Source organism: Moorena sp. SIO3B2 (genome assembly GCF_010692525.1).
In the GTDB taxonomy this organism is placed as follows: domain Bacteria; phylum Cyanobacteriota; class Cyanobacteriia; order Cyanobacteriales; family Coleofasciculaceae; genus Moorena; species Moorena producens.
In genome coordinates, this window is the sequence record NZ_JAAHHE010000640.1 from 1 (window position 1) to 2,547 (window position 2,547).

At 41.1% G+C, this 2,547-nt stretch carries 1 protein-coding gene; it reads right to left on the reverse strand.

Annotated features, from left to right (window positions below; translation table 11 throughout):
- Nucleotides 1-813: 813 nt before the first annotated feature.
- The gene (locus F6K38_RS39240; protein WP_008188941.1) at nt 814-1,947 is read right to left on the reverse strand and encodes a pentapeptide repeat-containing protein; all 1,134 of its coding nucleotides are present in this window, start codon (nt 1,945-1,947) and stop codon (nt 814-816) included.
- Between the last annotated feature and the right edge of the window lie 600 nt (nt 1,948-2,547).

Sequence of the window (2,547 nt, forward strand, 5' to 3'; positions counted from 1 at the left end):
TATAAACAAAATGTAGTCAGTAGCCACGGATCACCCTCTCTTTTATGGAATTTTATAGATGATTCCATCAGTTTATGCGATCGCGTACCCTACCCGACCGCGATCATGGATTCCTGGTAGGGAGTAGAGAGTAGGGAGTAGAGAGTAGGGAGTAGAGAGTAGGGAGTAGGGAATATGGCATCAAAAATTCTCACAATTCGTAAGCATTCAGCTATCAGCGTGTCGCGTATCAGCTATCAGCTAATGCGCTACAGATGGTGCTACTTGAGGTGCTATCAGCCAAACGCGAGTGCGTGGCCATAGGCCAAGGCTTATGGCACCTCAAGTAGCGTGGCCATAGGCCAACGGCTGACAGCTAAATGCTTACCTTTCAATTCTGATTAATCTCGAACTATTAGGTGCGACCCGTGGCGAATTTAATTCTTAATGGGTCAAGGGCACCTTTAAATTCTTCTGTTCGCGTAGCGTGGCCATAGGGCAAAGAGGTTTATTTTAATTAAGCTGAACGCTGTTCGCGTAGCCCATATGCTTCCCCTCAGACTCATAATGGTAGTTCAATGGTAGTTTTCAACTTTTACTCTAATTATTTATTAGACCTCTTGCAAAAGTCTTTTTATGATAGTGTTTACGTCAATTATTGTCCACTATTCCCAGATCCGCTGTTCCTTCCGACTTCTGCCGCGAAGTCTATTTAGGCTGTGCTTATCTAAATGGAATTATTGTTCGATTATGTTTTTACAAATATAAGATGCACCAGATCTAATTTATGTCTTCTGTATCCTATAAAAAAAACGCAAATTTATTAGAATAATATTAAGCCCTAATCAGGTAGTATGGTAAAATAGTTTCGCTATCTATTTGTGCCAATTCAATCTGCTTTTTGGTCAGATTTTTAGCTCCTTGGAGGTTAGCCCCTCTTAAATCTGTACCGTGGAGATTAGCTCCTTCTAAATTTGCCTCTTGCAAGTTAGCTTGAATCAACGATGCCCGCTGTAAATTAGCATTCCAGAGGATTGCCTGTTCTAGCTTAGCGCTCCTGAGAAATGCCCCTTCTAGGTTAGCATCAGATAAGCAAGCGTCTGTCAAGTTAGCTTTGATCAAGTATGCTCCTTGGAGGTTAGCTTGATTACAGTCTGCCCCTTCTAGATTGGCTCCGATCACATATGTTCCTTTTAGATTAGCCTGATTAAGATCAGCTCCTTGTAGTTTGGATCCATTAAGGTATGCCTCTTGCAGGTTTGCTTCTGTTAAGTTTGCCCCGATCAGTGTGGCGTGACGTAAATCAATTTTATCATCTTCGAGCTCTTTTGAGCTGTCGCGCCTGCCAATAACCGTCAGGGCACCTTGAATATCAATAGGAAGTTTTTGGTCTTCTGTAATTGGAAGAGGACTGCATGAGTCATTGATTTGCTTTTGCATCTCTACATGAATCTTCCCAGGGGACTGATATCGCACAAATGTCGATAAAATTTCCATGATTTTCCAGTGGTCTTGGGCAGAAACCTTAGCAATTCGTTCTAGGGCATAAATTCCACCTAGCCGCAGGGCAATCTGATCAGAACTCAGCCACTCAAGGGCATTATTCAAGCATTGAATCATTTGCCTGTCTTCTGAACAGATAGCCTTTTTGTCACTTATACCAGTCTTTTCTAAATCGAATGAACGCTTGCTTAAGTAGTAAATTTTCAGCAAAATTACTAGTCCTATAGCCATTATTAAAACAGCTATATAAAAAACAATTCGGTCTTTTTCATCTACTTGATTCAGTAAAAAAAATAGTTTATTGAGTTGGGATTCTTCAAGAAATCCATCAAGGAAATTTATGGGAAATACCACAAACCAATATAACGAAGCAATCCCTAAGTATACTAATCCACTATAAATCAAAAAAACAACCATTTTGAACCGTAACGGGTGATTTTTTGCCTGGTTTACCTTGAGTTTCATGCCTTGTATTATCCTTAACTCAACTGGTAGACTTTATTAAATCACCATCTTGTGAATATTATGTGAATAAATCAAAAAATCTAACTAACGAGCTATTTCTATATACAGCGGATCTGGGAATCGGGAATCGGGAGCGGTGCGACCCAAGGGCGATTTACTCGCCCTAGGAGGCGCGCACCGAGGGAATCGGGAGCGGTGCGACCCAAGGGCGATTTACTCGCCCTAGGAGGCGCGCACCGAGGGAATCGGTAAAAGCGGGAAATGGGGAGAATTATCCCGGGAATTATTGTGTATTTTGATACATATGGGTAGATTTTTTTCGGACATACTTATGTATTTTGATACATATTTTGATTAATTTATACGTAATAAACGTACCTACTCGCCCCTTTTTAAAAAACCTACCCTTGTAAGCATCTCCCCAGGGAGCAGGTCTTGCGTTGCTGAAACATTAGTACTATTTCCGTAAGCATTCAGCTATCAGCTATCAGCTATCAGCTATCAGCTATCAGCTATCAGCTATCAGCTATCAGCTATCAGCTATCAGCTATCAGCTATCAGCTATCAGCTATCAGCTATCAGCTATCAGCTATCAGCTAT

Excerpts from the sequence above, each read along its gene's own strand:
- F6K38_RS39240 (WP_008188941.1), bottom strand. The coding sequence starts at position 1,947 with ATGAAACTCAAGGTAAACCAGGCAAAAAATCACCCGTTACGGTTCAAA.